Annotated in this window: 22 protein-coding genes; 6 read left to right on the forward strand and 16 right to left on the reverse strand. The window is 60.0% G+C overall.

Going from position 1 to position 21,974, the window contains the following annotated elements:
- Nucleotides 1–3: 3 nt before the first annotated feature.
- The 4 genes from ACR52_RS01820 to pdeM all read left to right on the forward strand — a co-directional run bounded on the left by ACR52_RS01820 (nt 4) and on the right by pdeM (nt 5,162).
- A complete protein-coding gene (locus ACR52_RS01820; protein WP_048719828.1) occupies nt 4–1,122 on the forward strand; it encodes a succinylglutamate desuccinylase/aspartoacylase family protein in 1,119 nt (372 codons plus the stop codon).
- Between the two features lie 13 nt (nt 1,123–1,135).
- Complete coding sequence (locus ACR52_RS01825) at nt 1,136–1,900, forward strand: ABC transporter ATP-binding protein (RefSeq protein ID WP_048719830.1); 765 nt, start codon at nt 1,136–1,138, stop codon at nt 1,898–1,900.
- Between the two features lie 131 nt (nt 1,901–2,031).
- Entirely contained in the window at nt 2,032–4,515 is a 2,484-nt protein-coding gene (locus ACR52_RS01830) for a ligase-associated DNA damage response DEXH box helicase (RefSeq protein ID WP_048719832.1), read from the forward strand.
- Nucleotides 4,512–5,162, forward strand: a complete 651-nt coding sequence (gene pdeM / locus ACR52_RS01835; RefSeq protein ID WP_048719834.1) for a ligase-associated DNA damage response endonuclease PdeM — start codon at nt 4,512–4,514, stop codon at nt 5,160–5,162. The genes ACR52_RS01830 and pdeM overlap by 4 nt, the downstream gene beginning before the upstream one ends.
- Before the next feature lie 29 nt (nt 5,163–5,191).
- Here the strand turns inward: pdeM and ACR52_RS01840 are convergent, their stop codons facing one another.
- Both ACR52_RS01840 and dcd read right to left on the reverse strand, forming a co-directional pair.
- A complete protein-coding gene (locus tag ACR52_RS01840) occupies nt 5,192–5,389 on the reverse strand; it encodes a hypothetical protein (protein WP_048719836.1) in 198 nt (65 codons plus the stop codon).
- A 107-nt stretch (nt 5,390–5,496) separates the two neighbouring features.
- A complete protein-coding gene (gene dcd, locus ACR52_RS01845; protein ID WP_048719838.1) occupies nt 5,497–6,063 on the reverse strand; it encodes a dCTP deaminase in 567 nt (188 codons plus the stop codon).
- A gap of 400 nt (nt 6,064–6,463) precedes the next feature.
- Here dcd and ACR52_RS01850 point away from each other — a divergent pair, with 400 nt between their 5' ends.
- Nucleotides 6,464–6,673, forward strand: a complete 210-nt coding sequence (locus tag ACR52_RS01850) for a cold-shock protein (protein WP_002554837.1) — start codon at nt 6,464–6,466, stop codon at nt 6,671–6,673.
- Between the two features lie 230 nt (nt 6,674–6,903).
- On the opposite strand, the gene rpoS is transcribed toward ACR52_RS01850, so the two are convergent.
- The 8 genes from rpoS to ACR52_RS01890 all read right to left on the reverse strand — a co-directional run bounded on the left by rpoS (nt 6,904) and on the right by ACR52_RS01890 (nt 14,102).
- Nucleotides 6,904–7,908 carry an RNA polymerase sigma factor RpoS gene (gene rpoS / locus ACR52_RS01855; RefSeq protein WP_048719895.1) on the reverse strand — a complete coding sequence of 335 codons (1,005 nt, stop codon included), beginning with the start codon at nt 7,906–7,908 and terminating at the stop codon, nt 6,904–6,906.
- Nucleotides 7,909–8,013: 105 nt separating this feature from the next.
- On the reverse strand, nt 8,014–8,850 hold the full coding sequence (locus ACR52_RS29020; protein WP_082143080.1) for a peptidoglycan DD-metalloendopeptidase family protein: 837 nt from the start codon (nt 8,848–8,850) through the stop codon (nt 8,014–8,016).
- A 208-nt stretch (nt 8,851–9,058) separates the two neighbouring features.
- Nucleotides 9,059–9,694 (reverse strand): protein-L-isoaspartate(D-aspartate) O-methyltransferase, encoded by a 636-nt coding sequence (locus ACR52_RS01865; RefSeq protein ID WP_173439168.1) that lies wholly within the window; start codon nt 9,692–9,694, stop codon nt 9,059–9,061.
- A gap of 41 nt (nt 9,695–9,735) precedes the next feature.
- Nucleotides 9,736–10,485 (reverse strand): 5'/3'-nucleotidase SurE, encoded by a 750-nt coding sequence (surE, locus tag ACR52_RS01870; RefSeq protein ID WP_048719900.1) that lies wholly within the window; start codon nt 10,483–10,485, stop codon nt 9,736–9,738.
- Entirely contained in the window at nt 10,473–11,531 is a 1,059-nt protein-coding gene (truD, locus tag ACR52_RS01875; protein WP_048719902.1) for a tRNA pseudouridine(13) synthase TruD, read from the reverse strand. The genes surE and truD overlap by 13 nt, the downstream gene beginning before the upstream one ends.
- A complete protein-coding gene (ispF, locus tag ACR52_RS01880; RefSeq protein WP_048719904.1) occupies nt 11,528–12,001 on the reverse strand; it encodes a 2-C-methyl-D-erythritol 2,4-cyclodiphosphate synthase in 474 nt (157 codons plus the stop codon). The genes truD and ispF overlap by 4 nt, the downstream gene beginning before the upstream one ends.
- Before the next feature lie 54 nt (nt 12,002–12,055).
- Entirely contained in the window at nt 12,056–12,901 is an 846-nt protein-coding gene (gene fghA / locus ACR52_RS01885; protein WP_048719906.1) for an S-formylglutathione hydrolase, read from the reverse strand.
- An 88-nt stretch (nt 12,902–12,989) separates the two neighbouring features.
- Nucleotides 12,990–14,102, reverse strand: coding sequence for an S-(hydroxymethyl)glutathione dehydrogenase/class III alcohol dehydrogenase (locus ACR52_RS01890; RefSeq protein ID WP_048719908.1), 1,113 nt, complete (start codon nt 14,100–14,102; stop codon nt 12,990–12,992).
- Between the two features lie 110 nt (nt 14,103–14,212).
- Here ACR52_RS01890 and ACR52_RS01895 point away from each other — a divergent pair, with 110 nt between their 5' ends.
- Nucleotides 14,213–15,109, forward strand: a complete 897-nt coding sequence (locus tag ACR52_RS01895) for a LysR substrate-binding domain-containing protein (RefSeq protein ID WP_048719910.1) — start codon at nt 14,213–14,215, stop codon at nt 15,107–15,109.
- 112 nt (nt 15,110–15,221) lie between these two features.
- Here the strand turns inward: ACR52_RS01895 and ispD are convergent, their stop codons facing one another.
- From ispD to tilS, 6 genes are all read right to left on the reverse strand, one after another.
- Complete coding sequence (ispD, locus tag ACR52_RS01900) at nt 15,222–15,929, reverse strand: 2-C-methyl-D-erythritol 4-phosphate cytidylyltransferase (RefSeq protein ID WP_048719912.1); 708 nt, start codon at nt 15,927–15,929, stop codon at nt 15,222–15,224.
- Nucleotides 15,926–16,204 (reverse strand): cell division protein FtsB, encoded by a 279-nt coding sequence (gene ftsB / locus ACR52_RS01905; protein WP_048719915.1) that lies wholly within the window; start codon nt 16,202–16,204, stop codon nt 15,926–15,928. The genes ispD and ftsB overlap by 4 nt, the downstream gene beginning before the upstream one ends.
- 184 nt (nt 16,205–16,388) lie before the next feature.
- Entirely contained in the window at nt 16,389–17,678 is a 1,290-nt protein-coding gene (gene eno, locus ACR52_RS01910) for a phosphopyruvate hydratase (protein ID WP_048719917.1), read from the reverse strand.
- A gap of 157 nt (nt 17,679–17,835) precedes the next feature.
- Complete coding sequence (gene kdsA / locus ACR52_RS01915; RefSeq protein ID WP_048719919.1) at nt 17,836–18,681, reverse strand: 3-deoxy-8-phosphooctulonate synthase; 846 nt, start codon at nt 18,679–18,681, stop codon at nt 17,836–17,838.
- Between the two features lie 5 nt (nt 18,682–18,686).
- Nucleotides 18,687–20,318 carry a CTP synthase gene (locus ACR52_RS01920; protein WP_048719921.1) on the reverse strand — a complete coding sequence of 544 codons (1,632 nt, stop codon included), beginning with the start codon at nt 20,316–20,318 and terminating at the stop codon, nt 18,687–18,689.
- Between the two features lie 273 nt (nt 20,319–20,591).
- Nucleotides 20,592–21,911: a tRNA lysidine(34) synthetase TilS gene (gene tilS / locus ACR52_RS01925; RefSeq protein ID WP_048719923.1), complete on the reverse strand. Its 1,320-nt coding sequence runs from the start codon at nt 21,909–21,911 to the stop codon at nt 20,592–20,594.
- Nucleotides 21,912–21,974 lie beyond the last annotated feature (63 nt).

Here is a 21,974-nt window from a genome sequence, read left to right on the forward strand (position 1 = left end):
TTCATGCGACATCAGGTACATGATCTGATCTCGCCGGTACCCGGTACGGCGCGGCAGATTCACAGTTTCCACTTCGGCCCCGAGCAGGCCGAAGGCAAGATCTACATCCAGTCGTCGCTGCATGCCGATGAGCTGCCAGGCATGCTGGTGGCCTGGCACCTGAAAGTGCGGCTCGCGAAATTGGCGGCCGCCGGGCGTTTGCGCAGCGAGATCGTGCTGGTGCCCATCGCCAACCCAGTGGGTCTTGAACAGGTATTGATGGACATTCCCCTGGGCCGCTATGAGCTGGAAAGCGGTCAGAACTTCAATCGCTTGTTTGTCGACCTCAGTGAAACGGTCGGTAACCAGGTCGAAGCATTGCTTGGGGATGATCCGCAGCACAACGTCGAGCTGATCCGCACCACGCTGTCCAGCGCCCTGGCCGAGCAGGTCGCCGAGACCCAGTTGCAATCCCAGCGCCTGGTGCTACAACGCCTGGCCTGTGATGCCGACATGGTGCTGGACCTGCATTGTGATTTCGAAGCCGTGGCGCACCTGTACACAACGCCCGAAGCCTGGCCACAGGTGGAACCGCTGGCGCGTTACATCGGCTCGGAGGCCAACTTGCTGGCCACCGACTCCGGCGGGCAGTCGTTCGATGAGTGCTTCACCTTGGTGTGGTGGCAATTGCAGCAACGCTTCGGCGAGCGCTTCCCGATCCCCATGGGCAGCTTTTCGGTGACCGTCGAGCTACGCGGCCAGGGCGACGTCAACCACGGCCTGGCAAGCCTGGACTGCCAGGCGATCATTGATTACCTGATTCATTTCGGCGCAATTGCCGGCGACGTCGCACCGCTGCCCGACCTGCCCTACCCGGCTACCCCGCTGGCGGGCGTGGAGCCGGTGGCGACGCCGGTCGGCGGCTTGCTGGTGTTCAGCGCCTTGCCGGGGGAATACCTCGAAGCCGGGCAATTGATCGCCGAAGTCATCGACCCTATTACTGACCGCGTAACGCCCGTGCACTGCCAGAAGGCCGGCCTGCTTTACGCCCGTTCGCTACGGCGCATGGCCACTGCGGGGATGGTCATCGGCCATGTTGCAGGCTCAGAGGCCTACCGCAGCGGCTACCTACTTTCGCCTTGAGGATGCACGCCACATGTACAAACTGACCGTTGAAGGCCTGCATAAAAGCTATGGCGACAATGAAGTGCTCAAAGGTGTTTCGCTCAAGGCCAAGACCGGTGACGTGATCAGCCTGATCGGCGCCAGCGGCTCGGGCAAAAGCACCTTCCTGCGCTGCATCAACTTTCTGGAAACGCCCAATGATGGTGCCATGACCCTTGATGGCAAGCCGATCCGCATGGTCAGCGACCGCCACGGCATGCGCGTGGCTGACGACGCAGAATTGCAGCGCTTGCGCACCCGCTTGGCCATGGTGTTCCAGCACTTCAACCTGTGGAGCCACATGAGTGTGCTGGAAAACATCACCATGGCCCCGCGCCGTGTGCTGGGCTGCAGCAAGAAGGACGCCGAAGACCGCGCCCGTCGCTACCTGGACAAGGTGGGCCTGCCGGCGCGCGTCGCCGATCAATACCCGGCGTTCCTGTCCGGGGGCCAGCAGCAACGGGTGGCGATCGCCCGCGCGTTGGCCATGGAGCCGGAAGTGATGCTGTTCGACGAGCCCACCTCGGCCCTCGACCCGGAACTGGTGGGCGAAGTGTTGAAAGTGATCCAGGGCCTGGCCGAGGAAGGCCGCACCATGATCATGGTCACCCACGAGATGAGCTTTGCGCGCAAGGTGTCCAGCCAAGTGCTGTTCCTGCACAAGGGCCTGGTGGAAGAGCAAGGCGCACCGGAGGATGTGTTGGGCAACCCGAAGAGCGAGCGCCTGCAGCAGTTCCTCAGCGGAAACCTAAAATAACCCGTAGGAACCGGCTTGCCGGCGCTTGTCGCAAGACGCGCGTCATCGCCGGCAAGCCGGCTGCTACACGGGGAACGTCAACGATGCCTCAAGGGTCTGTGGAATAAGCCCTCCAGAGCGTCAGTTGCCGCATGGCAAAAACCCACGACTTCGCCAGGCAATGGTTCGCCGCCAAAGGCTGGAAGCCGTTCGTCTTTCAGAAAGACGTGTGGGCGGCGGTCAAGCGCGGCCAGTCAGGTTTGCTGCACGCCAGCACCGGCGCCGGTAAAACTTACGCGCTGTGGTTTGCCGCCCTCAATCGTTTCGCCATCAGTCGCCCGCCGACCACCGGCAAACGCAAACCGCCACCTGAACCACTGACCGTGCTGTGGATTACGCCCATGCGTGCCCTGGCCGCCGACACCGCGCGCGCCCTGGAGGCGCCACTGGAGGCGTTGCAGATTCCCTGGAGCGTAGGGCTGCGCACCGGCGACACCAGCAGCAGCGAGCGCGCGCGGCAAACCCGCCGGCAGCCCACGGCACTGGTTACCACGCCGGAAAGCCTGACCCTGATGCTCGCGCGCGCCGACAGTGAGGCGAGCCTGGCGCACCTGCGCATGGTGATCGTGGATGAATGGCATGAGCTGATCGGCAACAAGCGTGGCGTGCAGTTACAACTGGCGTTGGCCCGATTGCGACGCTGGCACCCGGAACTGATGGTGTGGGGCATTTCGGCGACCCTGGGTAACCAGTCCCACGCTTTGGAGGTGTTGGTACCACAAGGCGACGGGATCAATGTGCAGGGGCAAACGGCTAAACAACTGTGGGTCGACACGCTGTTGCCGCCCGTTACAGAACGTTTTCCCTGGGCCGGGCATATCGGTTTGAAGATGCTGGCGCAGGTGGTGGCCGAGGTGGAGGCCAGCAGCAGTTGCCTGGTATTCACCAATACGCGGGCACAGTCGGAGATCTGGTATCAAGCGCTGTTGGGCGCCCGCCCGGACTGGGCGGGCGTGATTGCCCTGCACCACGGTTCGCTCTCGCGGGAAACCCGTGACTGGGTGGAGCGGGCGTTGAAAGACGGGCAGCTCAGGGCGGTGGTGTGTACGTCGAGCCTTGACCTGGGAGTGGATTTTTTACCGGTGGAACGGGTACTGCAGATCGGCTCGGCCAAAGGCGTGGCGCGCCTGATGCAACGTGCGGGGCGTTCCGGCCATGCGCCGGGGCGGCCGTCACGGGTGACGCTGGTGCCGACCCACAGCCTGGAATTGGTCGAGGCTGCTGCGGCCCAGGACGCGATTGCCCAGCGGCGCATCGAAGCCCGCGAATCGCCGCACAAGCCGTTGGATGTGCTCGTACAGCATTTGGTCAGCATGGCCTTGGGCGGCGGTTTTACTCCAGACGGATTACTGGCGGAAGTACGCGAAGCGTGGGCCTACCGCGATCTGACCGACGCCGACTGGGCCTGGGCGCTGGGGTTTGTACGCCATGGCGGTTTATCGCTGACGGCCTACCCGGATTACCGCCGCGTCGAGCCAGACGAGCATGGCATCTGGCGCGTCCCCGATGCCCGTTTGGCGCGGCGCCATCGCATGAGTGTCGGTACCATCGTCAGTGACGCCAGCATCCAGCTGAAATTCTGGAGTAAAGGCGGCGGTGGCAAGAACCTGGGCAGTGTCGAAGAAGGCTTTATCGCGCGACTCAAGCCGGGCGATGGTTTCTTGTTTGCCGGGCGTTTGCTGGAGTTGGTGCGGGTGGAGAACATGACGGCGTACGTGCGCCGCAGTACCGCGAAAAAAGCCGCCGTGCCGCGCTGGAGTGGCGGGCGCATGCCGCTTTCCAATGAGCTGGCCCAGGCGGTAGTCGAGCGCTTCGACGCGGCAGCGCACGGGCAATTCGATGGTCCGGAAATGCAGGCGGTGCAACCCCTGCTGCAGACTCAGTTGCGCTGGTCCGGCCTGCCGACACGCGAGCATTTGCTGGCCGAAGCCCTCAAGTCCCGGGAAGGGTGGCACCTTTTTCTTTACCCCTTTGCCGGGCGTCAGGTGCATATGGGGCTAGCAAGTTTGTTGGCGTGGCGTGTCAGCCAGCAGCAGGCGGTGACGTTCTCGATTGCCGTCAACGATTACGGGTTGGAGCTGTTGAGCGCAACAGAAGTGGACTGGCCGGTCTTGCTGAATCAGGTACTGCTAAGTCCAGCAAATTTGCTGGCGGACGTGGCGGCCAGCCTGAATGCCGGGGAGCTGGCCCTGCGACGGTTTCGCGAAATCGCACGCATCGCCGGGCTGGTGTTTGCCGGGTACCCCGGTGCGCCGAAAAGCACGCGGCAGGTACAGGCCTCCAGCGGGTTGTTCTATGAAGTGTTCAAGCAATATGACCCGCAGAACCTGTTGCTGACCCAGGCGGGGGAAGAAGTGCTGCGTGATGAGTTGGATATTCGTCGGTTAGAAGAGACCTTGCGTCATCTGTCGGCGCTGAAACTGGACCTGCACCTGATCGAACGGCCGACGCCCCTGGCCTTCCCCCTGCTGGTTGAGCGAATGCGCGAAAGCATGAGTTCGGAAAAGTTGTCGGAGCGCATTGCGCGAATGGTGAAGGACCTGGAAAAAGTCGCGGATAACGGGAAACGCCGATGATTTGCCCGATAACACTTGAGGGAGAGGAGCTGTGGTTGTTGGCGGACAAGGCCGTTTACTGGCCCGCGCGCCAATGCCTGCTGATTGCCGACGCACACTTTGGCAAGGCCTCGGCGTATCGCAGCCTGGGACAACCGGTGCCACAGGGCACCACCACCGAGAATTTGCAGCGCCTGGACCGGCTGTTGTCGACCTTCCGTTGCGCGCAGTTAATCTTTCTCGGTGACTTCCTGCACGGCCCAGGCTCCCATGCCAGCGGCACCCTGAGCGCGCTGAGGACCTGGCGAGCACGTAACCACGGCCTGCCCATGACCCTGATTCGCGGCAATCACGATAAACGCGCAGGCGACCCGCCAGCCGACTTGAGGATCGAGGTGGTGCCCGAGCCGCTGCTGCTGGGACCGTTCGCCCTGCAACACGAACCGGATGCCCATGCCAGCCATCACGTGCTGGCGGGACATGTTCATCCGGTGTATCGCTTGCGCGGCAAAGGCCGGCAGAGTTTACGCCTGCCCTGCTTTCAGATCGGTACGCGCGTCAGCTTGCTGCCGGCGTTTGGTGCATTTACCGGAGGGTATTCGGTGGAGCGGGACGACGAACGGCGGATCTTTGTGATCGGTGACAGGGAAGTATGGCCAGTACGCTGAAGAACTGAACATTTCCTGACCCGCCTGGATCAGACTACTGGGGCAGGTGGCGGCTCGTCCGGAAGGGTCGGTTCGCCAGGTTCTGTAGGCTGTGGGTAGTCAGGTTCAGGTTGGCCAGGAATGCCGCCCGCATAAGCAGGGTCGGCCATCAGGGACCAGGCCAGAACACCAATCTGGTTGGGTTCAAGCCGGGCGAGTTCGGCGCTGATTCGCGGGTCGATCTTCATAAGGTACTCCTCAAGCGTGGCCCGGCACGTTTTGCACGTACCGAGGCAGTACACCCAATAGAGTCACTTTCCTCAGACTAATTCCCTTTACGCGTAGGACGTTTCGATCAAGCGCGTGGCAAGGTGACGCCGCGCTGGCCCTGGTACTTGCCGGCGCGGTCCTTGTAAGACACTTCACAGGCCTCATCGGACTGCAGGAACAGCATCTGTGCCACGCCTTCATTGGCGTAGATCTTCGCTGGCAAGGTGGTGGTGTTGGAGAACTCCAGGGTCACGTGGCCTTCCCATTCCGGCTCAAGCGGCGTCACGTTGACGATAATACCGCAGCGCGCGTAGGTGCTTTTACCCAGGCAGATGGTCAGCACATCGCGGGGAATACGGAAGAATTCCACGGTACGCGCCAGGGCGAAGGAGTTTGGCGGGATGATGCACACGTCGCTCTTGACGTCGACGAAGCTCTTTTCGTCGAAGTTCTTCGGGTCGACGATCGCCGAATTGATGTTGGTGAACACCTTGAATTCATCGGCGCAGCGCACATCGTAGCCATAGCTGGAAACACCGTACGAAATCACGCGTGCGTCGCCTTCGCCACGAATCTGGCGCTCAACGAACGGTTCGATCATGCCGTGCTCTTGCGCCATGCGGCGAATCCACTTGTCCGATTTGATGCTCATGGCGGGTGTCCTGAATAGCGAGGTGGAAAAATTCTGTTGGGCATCTTACCGGGGCCGGCGTTGGGGTTCAAAGGGCGTGGGAAATTTGTTGATGAATGCATTGATGAATGCATGGCCTTTATAGGTCGCAGCCAGCGGGGCCGGTATCCCGGCTGCCGCGACGAGCGACTGTAAATACCACCGCCAGTCACGAAAATAGAGAAACCTTCGGAAATACCATTGGCACGTTCCGGAAAAAGGGTTAAGGTGGCGCCACTGTGCTGCTTGTGTCACTGAGAATCTCTACACGATATGTTGAATTTCGATCCAACCATCTCCAAGAATTTTTCCTGCTCTTTGCACTCAGTCTCGGCCAGGGCTTTTCCTGAGTCGCAGTTAACTTTGTCCAAGGAGATACACCATGTCTAATCGCCAAACTGGTACCGTTAAGTGGTTCAACGATGAAAAAGGCTTCGGCTTCATCACTCCACAATCCGGTGACGACCTGTTCGTTCACTTCAAAGCTATCCAATCCGACGGCTTCAAAAGCCTGAAAGAAGGCCAACAGGTTTCTTTCATCGCTACCCGCGGTCAGAAAGGCATGCAAGCTGAAGAAGTTCAAGTTATCTAACTTGTACTGACTTAGTCGAAAAAACCCCGCCCTTAAAAGCGGGGTTTTTTTATGCCCGCTCGCTCCCACTCCCAGCGTGGTAATGCCTCTTGTGACGCTCTGCGTCAAGCTTTGGGACGCGGAGCGTCCTGGGCTGCATTCCCACGCAGAGCGAGGGAACGATCGACGCACAGCAAAACGCCCGGCGCATTCCCATGCACCGGGCGTTTTCATAGCTGCGTCAGGCTACGTTATTGAAACAACGACTCACTCGACAAGCCATTCTTCTCGAGGATCTCACGCAAGCGCTTGAGCCCTTCTACCTGGATCTGCCGCACCCGCTCACGGGTCAGCCCGATCTCCAGGCCTACGTCCTCCAGGGTGCTGCTCTCATGGCCACGCAGGCCGAAGCGGCGAATCACCACCTCACGCTGCTTGTCCGTGAGTTCAGACAGCCACTGGTCAATGCTTTGGGAAAGATCAACGTCCTGCAACAGCTCGCAAGGATCTGTAGGACGATCATCGGTCAGGGTATCCAGCAGGGTTTTATCCGAATCCGGGCCCAGCGAAACATCGACCGAAGACACACGCTCGTTGAGACCCAGCATGCGCTTGACCTCCCCTACCGGTTTTTCCAGCAGGTTGGCGATTTCTTCAGGCGAGGGCTCATGATCGAGTTTTTGTGTCAGCTCACGCGCTGCCCGCAGGTAGACGTTGAGCTCCTTGACCACATGGATCGGCAACCGGATCGTACGGGTTTGATTCATGATTGCCCGTTCGATGGTCTGACGAATCCACCAAGTGGCATAAGTCGAAAAGCGGAAGCCCCGCTCAGGGTCGAACTTCTCCACCGCCCGGATCAAGCCCAGGTTGCCTTCCTCGATCAGATCCAACAGGGACAGCCCACGATTGACGTAGCGTCGGGCGATTTTCACCACCAGGCGCAGGTTGCTTTCAATCATGCGCTTGCGCCCAGCAGGATCGCCCTTTTGCGACAAACGCGCAAAATGGACTTCTTCTTCGGGGGTAAGCAGAGGTGAAAAGCCGATTTCATTGAGGTACAGCTGCGTCGCGTCGAGCGCTCGCGTGTAATCAATGTATTTGTGTTGCTTTAACGCGGTGGAGTTCTTGGATTTGGTGCGAACTGAAGGTAGTGCAGGTCCCTCATTCGACATCGATTCCGTAGCGATACCGGTCTCCATAAGGAGAACCTCATCGTCGATGTCAAACTCCGGCGCTTCTTTACTGAGAGCCATTGTTATAGTCCTTTGGTGAGTTCGACCTCAAGCTCAAGCGACGCCTTTATCCTTGGCAACGCTGGAGCCTGTTCCTTCTACGCGAGGGAACAGGCTGGCAACACATCAACGACGGGGTAGGAATTGCAGCGGATCTACTGGCTTCCCTTGGCGGCGAATCTCAAAGTGCAGTTTCACCCGGTCTGTACCAGTTGACCCCATTTCGGCAATTGTCTGTCCGACTTTGACCTGCTGCCCCTCCCGAACCAACAGCCTACGGTTGTGACCGTAAGCACTGACGTAGGTATCGCTGTGTTTGATGATGACAAGCTCGCCGTAGCCCCGCAAACCACTCCCGGCGTACACCACTGTCCCATCAGACGCAGCTAAAACAGGCTGTCCCAAATCCCCGGCGATATCAATGCCTTTATTCAAACTGCCGTTTGAAGAGAATTTTCCAATCAATACGCCGTTTGAAGGCCATCCCCAACCGGTCGGCGCAGGCCCTGCAGGGGGCAACGGCGCGGGTGCCGGCTTGCTCGCAACCGTCGGTGTGGCGGTGCCCGCAGGCCGAGTGATGATGGTGGTTTTGCTCGAAGACGACGGCGAGGATCCAGTGTTTGTCACAACTGCCGTAGGCGTGGAACCGGTGCGCCCGTCAAAGCGAATCGTCTGACCCGGATGTATCGTATAGGGCACAGGAATATTGTTACGAGCCGCGAGCGCCTTGTAATCCCAACCATAACGGAAGGCAATCGAGAACATCGTATCGCCCTTGCGCACCACATATTGCCCAGTGGTCACCGTCGGCTTTTGCGGCACCGCGTTATTACGATCAACCACCCGCGCACCGCCGGATGGCGTGCTCGAACAGGCTGCCAATAAGGAACTCAAGACAAGGCCAAGCACCAGTCGCTGAAAGCTTGTTTTACTCATACGCTGCGCAAGACCTGTGAGACTCACCCGCCGCTCCCTTTGTGGTGGCTGAACATGAACGCCTGTATCAGGCTTGAAATATGACGCAATTATAACTGGGCATTGAAGTTTTACCGGCACACGACTGAAACGAAACATTCATCGTGTTGAATACCGCCGCCGATCATGTTGATTCGATAGACCCCGCCGTAAGACACATCCTCGCCAACAGAATTCACTGCCCGCGAATAAATGATCAAGCCAGCGGGCCGTTGAGCAGCGGCACGAAACGTACAGCCCCCAGTACATGCCGGGAAAAGCCTTCGTCCTCACGAATAATGAGCATCAATTGTTGCACTTCGCCGGAGCCCACCGGGATAACCAGCCGGCCGCCAGGGGCCAGTTGATCGAGCAACGCTTGCGGCACATCCGTAGCGACCGCAGTGACGATAATGCCGTTGTACGGCGCCAGTGCTGGCCAGCCTTCCCAGCCATCACCCCAACGGAACACCACGTTACGCAGGTTCAGCTCCAGCAGGCGCTCCTTGGCACGATCCTGCAGCACCTTGATACGCTCCACCGAGAACACTCGCTCCACCAACTGCGACAGCACGGCGGTCTGATAACCAGAGCCGGTACCGATCTCCAGCACCTTGTCCAACGGCCCCGCCGCCAGCAACAGCTCGCTCATGCGCGCGACCATATACGGCTGGGAGATGGTCTGGTTGTGACCGATCGGCAGCGCGGTGTCTTCATAGGCTCGGTGCGCCAGGGCTTCATCGACAAACAAATGCCGAGGCGTGCGCCGAATCACTTCCAGGACCTGGGCATTCGACAGGCCTTCTTCGTAGAGGCGCTGGATTAAACGCTCGCGGGTGCGCTGGGAGGTCATCCCGATGCCACGACGCAGCAGGTCGTCTTGTTCACGAGCCATCAGCGCAGGCCCTCCAGCCAGCCATCGAGACTACTGAAGGCATCACTGAAGGTGCGATCGAGTTGCAACGGGGTAATCGAAACATAACCTTGCATCACCGCATGAAAGTCCGTGCCGGGGCCACCGTCTTCCGCATCGCCTGCCGCAGCGATCCAGTAACCTTCCTTGCCACGCGGGTCGACCACCTTCAACGGCGCCGCCGCACGGGCGCGGTGGCCCAGGCGTGTCAGCTGGATGCCGCGAATATGGTCGAGGGGCAAGTTGGGAATATTGACGTTGAGCACCGTACGCGGCGGCAGGTCGAGGGAGCCATGGGCTTCCACCAGTTTGCGCGCGAAATAGGCCGCCGTCGGCAGGTTGTCCAATTGGCGCGAGGCCAACGAAAAGGCGAACGAAGTACGGCCGAGGAAACGCCCTTCAAGGGCCGCTGCCACCGTACCTGAATACAGCACGTCATCGCCCAGGTTGGCGCCGAGGTTGATGCCCGACACCACCAGGTCCGGCTCACGGTCCAACAAGCTGTTGATCGCCAGGTGCACGCAGTCGGTGGGGGTGCCGTTCACGCTGATAAAGCCATTGGCCAGAACCTGCGGGTGCAGCGGACGGTCGAGCGTCAGCGAACTGCTGGCACCGCTTTTGTCCTGGTCGGGGGCAACCACCACGCACTCGGCGTAGTCCGCCAGCGCAGCATGAAGCGCAGCGAGGCCGGGTGCGGTTGCACCGTCATCGTTTGATATCAGAATACGCATGGGCTGTCCGTCTGCCCCACCGGCACCAGATCAACAAGCTCGCGCACCAAGACAGTGGCGAAGCATCCGGCCGGCAGGACGAATTCCAATTGCAGAATGTCCAGCGAGGGATAATGCCACGTCAACCCACCAATGGGCAGTCGCAGAATGCGACGTTCCTGGCTCATGCCGGCGTTCACCAGCCAATCGCGCAGGTCGGCTTCACCGGCTGCGACGGCTTGTTCCAATTCGTGAGTGGCACCGGTGGCCGGCGAGTCACCCTCGCCCCACTGCGGCCCGGTTGGGTGCAGGTCCAGAATCGCCAGGCGCGGGTCGCTGCATTCAGCCTCCCCCGCCGGAAAAAAACTGCGGCTATCGGTAAAGGCAAGCAGATCGCCGACCTGGGCGCGCTGCCAGGAGCCATCCGCGACACGCGCCGCCAGCACCTTGTTGAACAGGAAGCTACGGGCGGTGGACAGCAACCGCGAACGCACATTGCGCTGTTCCGGCAAGGCCTTGCGTGCAGCCCATTCACGGGCATCCACCACATTGCCACCGTTGTGGCCAAAGCGCTGGGTGCCGAAATAATTGGGAATGCCGTGTTGGGCGATCAGTTGCAAGCGCGCGTCGATGCCAGCGTGATCACCGGCCAGTTGGGTCAGGCGCAAGGTAAAGCCGTTGGCCGAATGGGCACCGCGTTGCAGCTTGCGCTTGTGGCGGGCGATCTTGAGGATCTTGAGGGTGTCGTTTTCCGCACCGCTCAAGTCCGGATCCGCCTTGCCCGGCAGTTGTACGCTGAACCACTGGCGGGTCAACGCCTGGCGATCCTTGAGCCCGGCATAGCTGACGGTGCGCAGCGGCACGCCAGCAGCCTTGGCGATGCGCCGCGCAGCGTCTTCAGTATTCAAGCCGCGCTTTTCCACCCACAGCCACAGGTGCTCACCCTCGCCGGTCAGCGGGATATCCAGCACTTCGTCTACCTGGAAATCTTCAGCCGTGGCCTTCAGAACCGCGCTGCCCAAGGCATCGCCATGGGCCCGGGGGCCCAACAGTTGCAGGTCATTCATGCGCGCAGCAACAAGGCGACGGAGTGCACCGCGATGCCCTCTTCACGACCGGTAAACCCGAGCTTTTCGGTGGTAGTGGCTTTCACGTTGACTTGATCCAGTTCAATTTGCAGATCCGCAGCAATCAGCGCGCGCATCGATTCGATATGGGGGGCCATTTTCGGCGCCTGGGCCACAATAGTGTTATCGACGTTGCCGACCTTCCAGCCCTTGGCATGGATCAAGCCGACCACGTGGCGCAGCAACACACGGCTGTCCGCGCCCTTGAAGGTCGGGTCAGTGTCCGGAAAGTGCTTGCCGATATCGCCCAGCGCCGCTGCGCCGAGCAAGGCATCGCTCAAGGCATGCAATACAACGTCGCCGTCGGAATGAGCCAGCAAGCCCTGGTGGTGTGCAATGCGCACGCCGCCCAGGGTGATGAAGTCGCCTTCGGCGAAACGGTGCACATCGTAGCCGTGGCCAATACGCATAAAAAAACGCCCCGATTTAATTCAGGGCGTGATTCTACCTACTTTTGCCTCACATTAACCGAGCAAAGCACGACCATGATGTCGCAAATGGTCTTCGATGAAGCTGGCGATAAAGAAGTAGCTGTGGTCGTAGCCCGGCTGCAGGCGCAGTTCGAGCGGATGGTTGGCCAACCTGGCCGCTTGCTGCAAGGCTTCAGGCTTGAGTTGCACTGCAAGGAAATCGTCACGATCGCCCTGGTCCACCAGCAATGGCAGTTTCTCCGAGGCTTCGCTGATCAGCACGCAGGCATCCCATTCGCGCCACTTCGAGCGTTCTTCGCCGAGGTAACGGGAAAAGGCCTTCTGCCCCCACGGACAGTCCATCGGGTTGTTGATCGGCGAAAACGCCGACACCGACAGGTAACGCCCAGGGTTGCGCAAGGCACACACCAGCGCACCGTGACCGCCCATGGAGTGGCCGCTGATACCGCGTTTATCCGAAGCCGGGAAATGCGCTTCAACCAACGCCGGCAATTCCTGCACCACGTAGTCATGCATCCGATAGTGCTTGGCCCAGGGTTCCTGGGTGGCATTCAGATAGAAGCCGGCGCCCAGGCCGAAATCCCAGGCGTTGTCCGGGTCGCCAGGCACGCCCGGCCCACGCGGGCTGGTGTCCGGCGCGACGATGATCAACCCCAGCTCGGCGGCCATGCGATGGGCGCCGGCCTTCTGCATGAAGTTTTCGTCGGTGCAGGTCAACCCGGACAGCCAATACAGCACCGGCAAATTGCCGCCCTGCTCCGCTTGCGGTGGCAAGTAGACGGCAAAGGTCATGTCGCAACCGAGTACATGGGAGCTGTGTTTGTAACGTTTGTGCCAGCCACCAAAACTCTTCTGGCAGGAAATGTTTTCCAGGGTCATGGGAATGCTCCCAGCTAAAAGCTGCAAGCCTCAAGCTGCAAGTGAGGCGCGCTCACTTGCAGCTTGTAGCTTGTAGCTTGTAGCTACTTCAAAAATGAATGACGGTACGAATGCTCTTGCCTTCATGCATCAGGTCAAACGCTTTGTTGATGTCTTCCAGGCCCATGGTGTGGGTGATGAAGGTATCCAGCGGGATCTCGCCGGTCTGGGCCATTTCCACGTAGCTTGGCAATTCGGTACGGCCGCGCACGCCACCGAAGGCCGAACCGCGCCAGACGCGACCGGTCACCAACTGGAATGGCCGTGTGGAGATTTCCTGGCCGGCACCGGCGACGCCGATGATTACCGATTCACCCCAGCCTTTGTGGCAGCACTCAAGTGCGGCGCGCATCAGTTGAACATTACCGATGCACTCGAAGGAAAAGTCCACGCCGCCGTCAGTCAAATCGACAATCACGTCCTGGATCGGGCGGTCATAGTCTTTCGGGTTGATGCAGTCGGTGGCGCCCAGTTGCTTGGCAATTTCGAACTTGGCCGGGTTGATGTCGACGGCGATGATGCGGCCGGCCTTGGCTTTGACCGCGCCGATCACGGCCGACAAACCAATCCCGCCGAGACCGAAGATGGCTACGGTATCGCCCGGCTTGACCTTGGCCGTGTTGATCACCGCGCCAATGCCGGTGGTAACGCCGCACCCGAGCAGGCAGACTTTTTCCAGCGGCGCGTCTTTAGGAATCTTGGCCACGGAAATTTCCGGCAGCACGGTGTACTCGGAGAAAGTCGAGGTACCCATGTAGTGGAAAATCGGCTGGCCTTTGTAGGAGAAACGCGTGGTGCCGTCGGGCATCAGGCCTTTGCCCTGAGTGGCGCGAATGGCCTGGCACAGGTTGGTCTTGCCCGACAGGCAGAATTTGCACTTGCCGCATTCCGGGGTGTAAAGCGGGATTACGTGGTCGCCGACGGCTACCGAGGTAACGCCTTCGCCAATCGCTTCAACCACCGCACCGCCTTCGTGACCAAGGATCGATGGGAAGATGCCTTCCGGGTCCGCGCCCGACAAGGTGTAGGCGTCGGTATGGCACACACCGGATGCGACCACCCGCAGCAACACTTCGCCAGCCTTGGGCATGGCGACATCCACTTCAACGATCTCAAGGGGCTTCTTGGCTTCGAAGGCTACGGCAGCGCGGGACTTAATCATCCGGGGTTTCTCCAGGGAGTTAAAAACTGAGGCAGTGAGTGTAAAACATGGCTCAGTGATTAATAATCCAGTCGAAAGCAAAACTTTATTGCTGTACAGGGATAATCGCCATGCTGGAAAACCGCTGGGAGGGCATCGATGAGTTTGTCGCAGTCGCCGAATGCAGCCAATTCACAGCGGCGGCCGAGCGGCTGGGCGTGTCTTCATCGCATATCAGTCGGCAGGTGGCACGCCTGGAAGAGCGCCTGCAAACGCGCCTGCTGTATCGCAGTACGCGCAAGGTCACTCTCACCGAAGCCGGCCAAACGTTCCTGCAACACTGCCAGCGTTTACAGGACGGCCGCGAAGAAGCCCTGCGCGCGGTCGGCGACCTGGCCAGCGAACCCAAGGGCATGCTGCGCATGACCTGCGCCGTGGCCTATGGCGAGCGGTTTATCGTGCCGTTGGTGACGCGCTTTATGGCGCTTTATCCGCAATTGCGGGTGGATATCGAACTGAGTAATCGCCAACTCGACCTGGTGCACGAAGGCCTCGACCTGGCGATCCGCCTCGGGCGTTTACAGGATTCACGCATGGTCGCCAGTCGCCTGGCACCGCGACGCATGTACCTGTGCGCGTCGCCGTCCTACCTGGCTCGGTATGGGCGGCCACATAGCGTGTCGGAATTGAGCCGGCATAACTGCCTGATCGGCAGCTCCGACATTTGGCAACTGGCCCAGGACGGGCGGGAATTTTCCCAACGGGTGCAGGGCAATTGGCGCTGTAACAGTGGGCAAGCGGTGCTGGATGCGGCGTTACAAGGGGTTGGGCTGTGCCAGTTGCCGGATTATTACGTGCTGGAACATTTGCACAGTGGCGCGTTGGTGTCGCTGCTGGAGGTACATCAGCCGCCGAATACGGCGGTCTGGGCGCTGTATCCGCAGCAACGGCACTTGTCGCCGAAGGTGCGCAAGCTGGTGGACTACTTGAAAGAGGGGTTGGCCGAGCGGCCAGAATACTGCCGGTAATTATTGGCTGTTTGTGCCGGCCCCATCGCGAGCAAGCCCGCTCCCACATTTGGAATGCATTCCAAGTGTGGGAGCGGGCTTGCTCGCGATAGCGTCGACGCGGTTTAAATGACTACCGTCGATTCGCCCACCGCAACCGCAACCACTCCAGATCTTCCGGCCGGGTCACTTTGATATTGTCCGAACGCCCTTCGATCAATCGCGGTGCCTGGCCGGACCACTCCATGGCCGAGGCTTCGTCGGTGATCACGGCGTCGGCCACCAGGCTGTCGGCCAGGGCGCGGTGCAACGCACCCAGGCGGAACATCTGCGGCGTATAGGCCTGCCAGATCAGGCTGCGGTCGACGGTTTCGATCACGCGGCCGCGCTTGTCGACGCGCTTGAGGGTGTCGCGGGCCGGTACCGCCAGTAGCCCACCTACCGGATCATCCGCGAGTTCGGTCAGCAGTTTATCGAGGTCATCGCGGCTCAGATTGGGCCTGGCTGCATCATGCACCAGCACCCAGTCGTCATCGCTGGCGCCTAGGGCATTGAGTTGCAGCAAGGCATTGAGCACCGAGCCCGAGCGATCCGAACCACCGTCCGCACGCTGGATACGCGGGTCAGCGGCACACGCCAGGGTGGGCCAGTAAGGATCATCAACAGCCAGACTGACCACCAACCCCTTGAGGTCAGGGTGGTCGAGAAAACAGCCAAGGCTGTGTTCGAGAATAGTGCGCCCGCCCAGTTGCAAGTACTGCTTGGGACGGTCCGCGGCCATACGGGCACCGATGCCCGCGGCAGGAATCACGGCCCAGAAGGCCGGCAAACGATGATTCATTGGGCCAACTGGTAGAGGGTTTCACCCTCCTTGACCATGCCCAGTTCATGACGAGCCCGCTCTTCAACGGTCTCCGTGCCTTTTTTCAGCTCAAGCACCTCGGCATCGAGGACGCGGTTGCGTTCCAGCAGGATTTCGTTTTCGGCGTGCTGTTCAGCAATTTGCTGGGTCAGGTCTTTTACCTGCGCAAAGCTGCCATTACCCACCCATAGGCGGTACTGCAGGCCAGCCAGCAACAAGAGCAAGACGAGGAACAACCAATTGGGACTGCGCATCGAATATCGGGTATCCAGTGAAAAAAGACCGCCATGCAAAACTTTTGCAGCAACTGATAGCACGAAGCCTGGAAGACCCAGGCTTGTGCTTGATAGCCATCAGATTAGCGTCGAAATTCACACTGTCGTGAGTTTTCCGACGCAATCCGTCGACTTTTTACCATGCCTTACCATCAAGTAGCGATCAGCCGCGAAACTCGCCGCGACCGTTGTACTTGGCTTTACCTGCCAGTTGCTCTTCGATACGCAGCAATTGGTTGTACTTGGAAACGCGGTCGGAACGGCACAGGGAACCGGTCTTGATCTGGCCCGCCGAAGTGCCCACGGCCAGGTCGGCAATGGTCGAATCTTCGGTTTCGCCGGAGCGGTGGGAGATCACGGCAGTGTAGCCTGCGGCCTTGGCCATCTGGATGGCTTCCAGGGTTTCGGTCAGGGTGCCGATCTGGTTGAACTTGATCAGGATCGAGTTGGCGATCTTCTTGTCGATGCCTTCTTTCAGGATCTTGGTGTTAGTCACGAACAGGTCATCACCCACCAGTTGGACTTTCTCGCCGATCTTGTCGGTGAGGATTTTCCAGCCGTCCCAGTCAGACTCGTCCAGGCCGTCTTCGATCGAGATGATCGGGTAGCGCTCGGTCAGGCCCTTCAGGTAATCAGCAAAACCTTCGGAGTTGAACACCTGGCCTTCGCCGGACAGGTTGTACTTGCCGTCTTCGTAGAATTCGCTGGCGGCGCAGTCCAGGGCCAGGGTCACGTCGGTACCCAGCTTGTAGCCAGCATTGGCCACGGCTTCGGAGATCACTTTCAGTGCATCTTCGTTGGACGCCAGGTTCGGTGCGAAACCACCTTCGTCACCCACGGCAGTGCTCAGGCCACGGGCCTTCAGCACGGCTTTGAGGTGATGAAAAATCTCGGTACCCATGCGCAGGCCTTCGGAGAAGGTCTTGGCGCCTACCGGCTGCACCATGAATTCCTGGATGTCGACGTTGTTATCGGCGTGCTCGCCACCGTTGATGATGTTCATCATCGGAACCGGCATCGAGTACACACCCGGGGTGCCGTTCAGGTTGGCGATATGCGCGTACAGCGGCAGGTCCTGGTCCTGGGCAGCGGCCTTGGCGGCGGCCAGAGACACGGCGAGGATGGCGTTGGCGCCCAGGCTACCTTTGTTTTCGGTGCCGTCGAGCTTGATCATCGCGTGGTCCAGGGCTTTCTGGTCCAGCGGGTCCTTGCCCAGCAACAGGTCACGAATCGGGCCGTTGATGTTGCCTACAGCCTTGAGTACACCCTTGCCCAGGTAACGGCTCTTGTCGCCATCACGCAGTTCCAGCGCTTCGCGGGAACCTGTGGAAGCACCGGACGGCGCGCAGGCGCTGCCGATGATGCCGTTATCGAGAAGCACGTCGGCTTCAACGGTGGGGTTGCCACGGGAGTCGAGAACTTCACGACCTTTGATGTCGACGATTTTTGCCATTGTTGTAAACACTCCAAAGTTGACGAAAACGACGCAGCTGAAGGAAATCTTTTGACCGACCGCAAGGGTGGAACAACGGGGCAGGCTTGCAGGCGACAAGGCTCAGGCCCGAGGGCCTGAGCGTAAAGCGTGGGAAAGTCTACCGGAGAAATGGCAGTTACGCGGTCTCTACCGTCGGAAAACTCTTGACCAGTTCGTCCAACTGCTTGAGCTGGGCCAGGAATGGCTCCAGCTTGTCCAGGCGCAGGGCGCATGGGCCGTCGCACTTGGCGTTGTCCGGGTCCGGGTGGGCTTCCAGGAACAGGCCGGCCAGGGACTGGCTGATGCCGGCCTTGGCCAGGTCCAATACCTGGGCACGACGCCCGCCAGCCGAATCGGCACGACCACCGGGCATTTGCAGCGCGTGGGTCACGTCGAAGAACACCGGATATTCGAACTGTTTCATGATGCCGAAACCGAGCATGTCCACCACGAGGTTGTTGTAGCCGAAGCTCGAACCACGCTCGCAGAGGATCAACTGGTCGTTACCCGCTTCCACGCACTTGCTCAGGATGTGTTTCATTTCCTGGGGCGCGAGGAACTGGGCTTTCTTGATATTGATCACAGCGCCGGTCTTGGCCATCGCGACCACGAGGTCGGTTTGGCGCGACAGGAAGGCCGGCAACTGGATGATGTCGCACACCTCGGCAACCACGGCAGCTTGTTCCGGCTCGTGGACGTCGGTGATGATTGGCACGCCGAAGGCTTGCTTGATGTCCTGGAAGATCCGCATGCCTTCTTCAAGGCCCGGGCCGCGATAGGAGGTCACGGACGAACGGTTGGCCTTGTCGAAGCTGGCCTTGAACACGTAGGGGATACCCAGTTTCTGGGTAACCTTTACGTACTCTTCGCAGACCTGCATCGCCATGTCGCGGCTTTCCAGCACGTTCATGCCGCCGAACAGCACCATGGGCTTGTCGTTGGCAATCTCGATGTCGCCTACGCGAATGATCTTCTGGGCCATCAGGGTTACGCCTTCTTCTGATGTTGCGTCAGTGCTGCTTTAACGAAGCCGCTGAACAACGGGTGACCATCGCGCGGCGTCGAGGTGAACTCAGGGTGGAACTGGCATGCCACGAACCACGGATGATCCGGCGCCTCAACCACTTCAACCAGCTTGCCATCACCCGAGCGACCGGAGACTTTCAGGCCGGCTTCTTTGATCTGCGGCAGCAGGTTGTTGTTCACTTCGTAACGGTGACGGTGACGCTCGACGATCACGTCCTTGCCGTAGCAGTCGTGCACCAGCGAACCCGACTCCAGCAGGCAATCCTGCGCGCCAAGGCGCATGGTGCCACCCATGTCGGAAGTTTCGGTACGGGTTTCAACGGCGCCGGTGGCGTCTTCCCACTCGGTGATCAGGCCCACGACCGGGTGGCCGCTGGCGTGATCGAACTCGGTGGAGTTGGCGTCTTTCCAGCCCAGTACGTTACGGGCGAACTCAATGACGGCCACTTGCATGCCCAGGCAGATACCCAGGTACGGCACTTTGTTTTCACGAGCGTACTGCACGGCAGTGATCTTGCCTTCCACGCCACGCAGGCCGAAACCGCCGGGAACGAGGATCGCGTCAACACCTTCGAGCAGCGCAGTGCCCTGGTTCTCGATGTCTTCTGAGTCGATGTAGCGCAGGTTGACCTTGGTGCGGTTGCTGATGCCGGCGTGACTCATCGCTTCGATCAGCGACTTGTACGCATCCAGCAGCTCCATGTACTTGCCGACCATGGCGATGGTGACTTCATGCTCGGGGTTGAGCTTGGCGTCGACCACGGCTTCCCATTCGGACAGGTCCGCACCGTTGCATTGCAGGCCGAAACGCTCGACTACAAAATCATCCAGGCCTTGCGAGTGCAGGATGCCCGGGATCTTGTAGATGGTGTCGGCGTCTTCCAGGGCGATCACCGCACGTTCTTCAACGTTGGTGAACTGCGCGATCTTGCGGCGCGAGGAAATGTCGATCGGGTGATCGGAGCGGCAGACCAGCACGTCCGGCTGCAGGCCAATGGAGCGCAGCTCCTTGACCGAGTGCTGGGTAGGCTTGGTTTTGGTTTCGCCGGCGGTGGCGATGTACGGCACCAGTGTCAGGTGCATCAACATCGCGCGCTTGGCGCCGACTTCGAAACGCAACTGGCGGATGGCTTCGAGGAACGGTTGGGATTCGATGTCACCCACGGTGCCACCGATCTCGACCATCGCCACGTCGGCATCGCCTGCACCCTTGATGATGCGGCGCTTGATTTCGTCGGTGATGTGCGGGATTACCTGGATGGTTGCACCCAGATAGTCACCACGGCGCTCCTTGCGCAGGACGTGTTCGTAGACACGGCCGGTGGTGAAGTTGTTGTTCTGGGTCATGGTCGTGCGGATGAACCGCTCGTAGTGGCCCAGGTCCAGGTCGGTCTCGGCGCCGTCGTGGGTGACGAACACTTCCCCGTGCTGGAACGGGCTCATGGTGCCCGGGTCAACGTTGATGTACGGGTCCAGCTTGAGCATGGTGACCTTAAGTCCCCGCGCCTCCAGGATGGCCGCCAATGAAGCGGAGGCAATGCCTTTCCCCAATGAAGAAACAACACCGCCCGTGACGAATATGTAGCGCGTCATGAAAAACCCTAGAAGTCTGCGTTAAAGCGGTCCGAGCCGCCGGGGAAAGCGAAGGAAGGCCGAAGCCCCCGATCACCTGCATTAATCACAGTGCACCTTTCAAAAAAACCGCCGCGTTGTGACAGACCAGTAATGAAACACCGGTACGTTGATCGCTACACATTTTTTGGAATCGCCCAGCAAAGACTGCTTGGTAATCGGCAACTGCTGCGATTCAGTCGAATCCACAGAAGTTGTATCAAGAAGGGAGCGTAGTCTACCGGAAAGGCTCTATCAGCTCAAACCTTGATCGCAGGTCTGTGGCATCCAATGTAATTGCCAGTCACCCGGCGGCATGGCCCATAGCCCCGCAAGGCTTGGGACAGCCAGCAATTGCTCGCCCTGATACAGCAGCGGCAATCTGCCACGGACGAAACCCGGCAGCGCACTTTCGTTTAGCAGGCGCTTCAAGTCACGCCGCCCGCGACCCGGCACTTCGATGCTCTCGCCGCCCTGACGATAACGGACCACCAAGGGGCCTTCGGGGGGCTCGCCGATACATTTCAACTGGCCGTTGCCCGGTAACTCTAGTGGGTTTCGCGGATGGGGCCAGCTCACCGATGCGTGGGAAAATTCCGACCAAGCGCAGGGCAACCACCAAAGGCGCTCGTTGCAACGGTGCAGCTCACCGTCGGCCAAGCGCCATATGGGCTGTGCGTCATGCTTGGCATCGCGCAGCGAATTCCAGCCGGCCCAGTGGTCGCTGTCGGGTAGACGGGTCAGCGGCGTGAGCCAATGGCGCAGGGCGTTGCGCTGGCGGGCGTCGGAAAGCTCGCGCAAGGGCGCCAGAGCCAGGTTCGGCAAAGGTAGCCAAGCAAATGGTGAAGGCTGATGGGCAGCTTGCAGATCCATTTGCGCCAGCTCATTCAGCAGGCCTTGGGCTTCGCTGAGGTGTTCGGCGGTACGGGCCAGGCTTGAGACAACCTGTGGCCAACGCTCCGTCAGCGTCGGGAACACGCGGTGGCGCAAGTAATTGCGGGAGAAGCGCAGGTCGACGTTAGAAGGATCTTCGATCCACTTGAGCTGGTGCTCATGCGCGTAGTCTTCCAGCTCTGCGCGCGGCACATCCAGCAACGGCCGCACCAACTGACCACCGCCCAGCGCACGATACACAGGCATTGCCGCCAAGCCTCGCACGCCGGCTCCACGCAAAAGCCGAAAAACCAGGGTTTCAGCCTGATCATCGCGATGCTGCCCAGTCAGCAACACCTCCCCTGCTCCGGTAATGCCTGTAAACGCTTGATAACGCGCATCGCGGGCTGCGCGCTCCAGGCTTGCGCCTGGATCCACGTGCACACGCATGACCTGCAAGGGCACGCCCAGGCGCTCACACACCGACTGACAATGATTTGGCCAGGCGTCAGCAGCAGCTTGCAGGCCATGATGGACATGGACCGCACTTAATGGCGGGAGGGTTTCGGTGTTGGCCAGGGAGGCCAGAAGGTGCAGCAGAACGGTGGAATCAAGCCCACCGGAGAATGCGATATGCCAGGCCGGGGCATTGCGCCAGGGGCCCAGGGTTTGCAGGAGTTTGGCGGATAATCGTAATTTCATCGCAGCACCCTGAGCATGATCGTTCCCACGCTCTGCGTGGGAATGCATCCCGTGACGCTCCGC

The sequence above is a fragment of the Pseudomonas fildesensis genome (genome assembly GCF_001050345.1).
In the GTDB taxonomy this organism is placed as follows: Bacteria; Pseudomonadota; Gammaproteobacteria; order Pseudomonadales; family Pseudomonadaceae; genus Aquipseudomonas; species Aquipseudomonas fildesensis.